Genomic DNA, 3,620 nt, shown 5'->3' with positions numbered 1-3,620 from the left:
CGCGCGTCGGTCTCGGCACCGACGTGCACGCGTACGGCGACGATGGGCCGCTCTGGCTCGCCGGCCTGGAGTGGCCGGGGGAGAAGGCGCTGTCGGGTCATTCGGACGGGGATGCCGTCGCCCACGCGATCGTCGACGCGCTGCTGGGCGCCGCGGGCCTCGGCGACATCGGCACGCACTTCGGCACGGATCATCCCGAGTACGCCGGAGCGCATGCGCACGCGTTCCTCGCCCGCACGCACGCGCTGCTGGGCGAAGCCGGGTGGCGCATCGGCAACGTGTCGGTGCAGGTGCAGGCGAACAGTCCCCGGTTCGCATCCCGGCGCGACGAAGCCGAGCGCGCGCTGTCGCACGCGCTCGGCGGCGCGCCGGTGTCGATCTCTGCGACCACGACCGACGGACTGGGCTTCACCGGCCGCGGAGACGGCGTCGCCGCCTTCGCGGTCGCCCTCGTCATTCCCGCGTGATCCCCGTCAGAGAGCGTGCGTCATGAAGACCGAGAACGGGTCCGGCGCGTAGTCCGCGAACGGGCCGCAGTACGCGAATCCCTCGCTCTCGTAGAGGCGCTGCGCCGGGACGAAGTCCTCGGTCGTACCGGTCTCGAGCCACAGGCTGGACATGCCACGGCTGCGCGCCTGGTCGACGATGTGGCGCAGCAGAGCGCGACCGACGCCGTATCCGCGAAAGCGGTCGTCGACGCGCATCGACTTGATCTCGCCGCGCTGCGCGTCCAGCGCCTTGAGCGCGCCGATGCCGGCGAGCTCACCGTGGATCCACGCGGACCAGACCGACACCGACGGATGCCGGAGCGCCGCCACGCCGAGCGCATGCACGCTCTCGGGGGGCGAGGTGTCGTGCATGCCGGCGAGGTGGAACTCCACGAGGCGCCGGGTCGCCGTCGAGGTCAGATCGTCGGTGCGGATCTCGATCGTGGTCTGCATGTCGCGCCCAGTGTGCCATCGGGGCGTTGCGGGCATGTTTCGCGGCGGGGTGTCAGGCCTCGACCGCGAACGGCTTCGGGTCGCGGGGCGAGCGCGAGCCCCACGCCAACAGCGCGAGCCCCGCCGCCAGCACCGCCAGTCCGATGATCGCGAGCAGCGAGAGGCGCTCGCCGAGCACGACGATGCCGAGGACGCTTGCAGTCAGCGGCTCGCCGAGCGTCAGGGTCGCGGCCGTCGCCGCGGTCAGGCCGCTCAGGCCCCACGTGAACAGCACGTACGCGATCGAGATCGTCGCGAGTCCCAACCACAGCGCCATCGTGAGCCCGGTGGGCGTCGCGAGCCACGCCAGATCGACGAAGGGCAGCGCGAACGCGCAGATGAGCGCGGAGCTCGCGCCCATCGCACCGACCACCGTGAACGGGTCCCAGCCCTCGTCGAGCAGCCGCCGCTGCGCGTTCGCGATGACCGCGAACGACGCGCCTGCGCCGACCGAGCCCAGCAGCCCGACCGGGTCCGTGCCGCCAGCACCGGCCGCGTCGCCGCCGAAGCCCAGCAGCACCACGCCGACCGTCGCGAGCGCGGTCGCGACCATCCACGTCGCGGTCGGCATCCGTCGTGTCAGCGCCCACTCGAGCAGACCCGCGAGGATCGGCGCAGACCCGAGCGCGACCACCGTGCCCACGGCCACGCCGTTGCGGGCGGTGCCGAGGAAGAACAGCGGCTGGTACAGCGCGAGGCACAGGCCGGTGAGCACCATGAGCGACAGGGGACGGATGCCGGCACGCGGGCGCACCACGCCGGCCGGTCGACGGCGAGCGTGCCGAGCGGCCAGGACGAACGCGATGACGGCGAGACCTGTCCCGCCGATGACCATGCGCATGACGCCGATCGAGAGAGGCGTCGTGCCGTCGGGACCCAGCGCCTGCGATGTCCCCGTGGTGCCGAACAGCACGGCGGCGGCGAGGACGGCGAGAACATGCACGGCTCCCATTTCTACCGGAAACGCGGCCGGTAGGCTGGACCGGTGACGGTACAGCTCTATGACACCAAGGCGCAGGCCCTGCGCGACTTCGTGCCACTGCGCCCGGAGAACGTCACGATCTACGTCTGCGGACCCACGGTGCAGTCGGGGCCCCACATCGGGCATCTGCGCGGAGCGCTGAGCTTCGACGTCCTGCGCCGCTGGCTCACCCATAGATTCGGCCGTGTGACGTTCGTGCGCAACGTCACCGACATCGACGACAAGGTGCTCGCGAACGCGACTGACGGCGAACCGTGGTGGGCTCTCGCGTACCGCATGGAGCTCGAGTTCACCCGCGCGTACACCGCGATCGGCATCCTGCCGCCGACGTACGAACCCCGCGCGACCGCGTCGATCCCGCAGATGCACGACATCATCCAGCGCCTGATCGACGCCGGACACGCCTACGCCGCGGCCGGCGACGTCTACTTCGACGTCCGGTCATGGGCGGACTACGGCTCGCTCACGCGTCAGAGCCTGGACGCCATGGAACCCGCCGCCGACGCCGACCCGCGCGGCAAGCACGATCCGCGCGACTTCGCACTGTGGAAGGGCGCCAAGGCCGACGAGCCGGAGTCGGCGTCGTGGGACTCGCCCTGGGGTGCGGGGCGCCCCGGCTGGCACATCGAGTGCTCCGCGATGTCGCGCCGCTATCTCGGCGCCGAGTTCGACATCCACGGGGGCGGGCTCGATCTGCGCTTCCCGCATCACGAGAACGAGCTCGCGCAGTCCACCGCCGCCGGCGACGGGTTCGCCCGGTACTGGGTGCACAACGGGCTGGTGACCGTCGGCGCCCAGAAGATGTCGAAGTCGCTGTTCAACTTCATGCTCGCCGAGGACGTGCTGCGAGAGCGCGACCCGCTCGTGGTGCGCTACGCGCTCGCAGCAGCCCACTACCGATCGAGCCTCGACATCACGGAGTCCACCTTCGACGAGGCCGAGGCCGCGATCGGGCGCATCCGCACGTTCCTCGAGCGGGCGCTGCGCACCCTGCGAGATGCGACCGACGACACGCGGGTCGAGGCGGCGGTGCCGGAGCGGTTCGCGGCGGCGCTCGACGACGACCTCGGGGTTCCGCAGGCGCTCGCGGTGCTGCACGAGACCGTGCGCGACGGCAACACCGCCCTCGACGCCGGCGACTACGATGCCGCGCTGCGCGCGTTCGCCGACGTCGCCGTGATGACCGGGATCCTCGGCATCGACCCTCTCGACCCGCACTGGCAGGCGACGGATGCCTCGGCCGAGGCATCCGCCCTCGACACGCTCGTGAAGACCATGATCTCGCAGCGCGCCGACGCGCGCGCTGCGAAGGACTGGGCGAGCGCCGACCGCATCCGCGACGCGATCGCGGCGGCCGGCATCGTCCTCGAAGATTCAGCAGACGGAACACACTGGAGTCTCAATGACTAAGCCTGGACGCCCCGGCGCAAGCAAGGGCAACAAGAAGGGCCCGACCAAGGGCACCGGCGGCAAGAACAAGCGCTCGCTCGCAGGTCGCGGGCCGACTCCCAAGGCGGAGGACCGCGCCTGGCACCCCGCAGGAAAGCGCAAGGCCGCGGCCGAGCGCTACGCCGCGGCGGGCGGCAAGGCCGCCCCCGGCTCGTCGCCCGCGCGGTCGTCGCGGCCCTCGAAGAAGGACGATGACACCGAGACCGTCA

At 71.5% G+C, this 3,620-nt stretch carries 4 protein-coding genes and 1 pseudogene; 3 read left to right on the top strand and 2 right to left on the bottom strand.

What is annotated here, in order from left to right:
• A partial coding sequence (gene ispF / locus EIO58_RS14475) for a 2-C-methyl-D-erythritol 2,4-cyclodiphosphate synthase (RefSeq protein ID WP_127820120.1) occupies window positions 1-467 on the top strand: 467 nt, incomplete at its 5' end.
• 6 nt (window positions 468-473) lie between these two features.
• Here ispF and EIO58_RS14470 read toward each other — a convergent pair.
• Window positions 474-941, bottom strand: a complete 468-nt coding sequence (locus EIO58_RS14470) for a GNAT family N-acetyltransferase (RefSeq protein ID WP_127820119.1) — start codon at window positions 939-941, stop codon at window positions 474-476.
• Between the two features lie 52 nt (window positions 942-993).
• The gene (locus tag EIO58_RS14465; protein WP_127820118.1) at window positions 994-1,932 is read right to left on the bottom strand and encodes a DMT family transporter; all 939 of its coding nucleotides are present in this window, start codon (window positions 1,930-1,932) and stop codon (window positions 994-996) included.
• A gap of 33 nt (window positions 1,933-1,965) precedes the next feature.
• Between EIO58_RS14465 and cysS the strand changes: the two genes are divergently transcribed.
• Together cysS and EIO58_RS14455 are read left to right on the top strand one after the other, a co-directional pair.
• On the top strand, window positions 1,966-3,372 hold the full coding sequence (cysS, locus tag EIO58_RS14460) for a cysteine--tRNA ligase (protein ID WP_127820117.1): 1,407 nt from the start codon (window positions 1,966-1,968) through the stop codon (window positions 3,370-3,372).
• A pseudogene (locus EIO58_RS14455) lies at window positions 3,365-3,620 on the top strand (23S rRNA (guanosine(2251)-2'-O)-methyltransferase RlmB); the annotation flags it as partial. The gene cysS and the pseudogene EIO58_RS14455, both read left to right, overlap by 8 nt.

Origin of the sequence: Microbacterium sp. CPCC 204701 (assembly GCF_004010105.1) — a bacterium.
Classification (GTDB): Bacteria; Actinomycetota; Actinomycetes; order Actinomycetales; family Microbacteriaceae; genus Microbacterium.
The sequence above is the reverse complement of the archived record's forward strand: the minus strand, read 5'-3'. Positions and strand labels throughout refer to the sequence as shown.

Coding starts and splice junctions, on each gene's coding strand:
- EIO58_RS14470 (WP_127820119.1), bottom strand. CDS start 941: ATGCAGACCACGATCGAGATCCGCACCGACGATCTGACCTCGACGGCG.
- EIO58_RS14465 (WP_127820118.1), bottom strand. CDS start 1,932: ATGGGAGCCGTGCATGTTCTCGCCGTCCTCGCCGCCGCCGTGCTGTTC.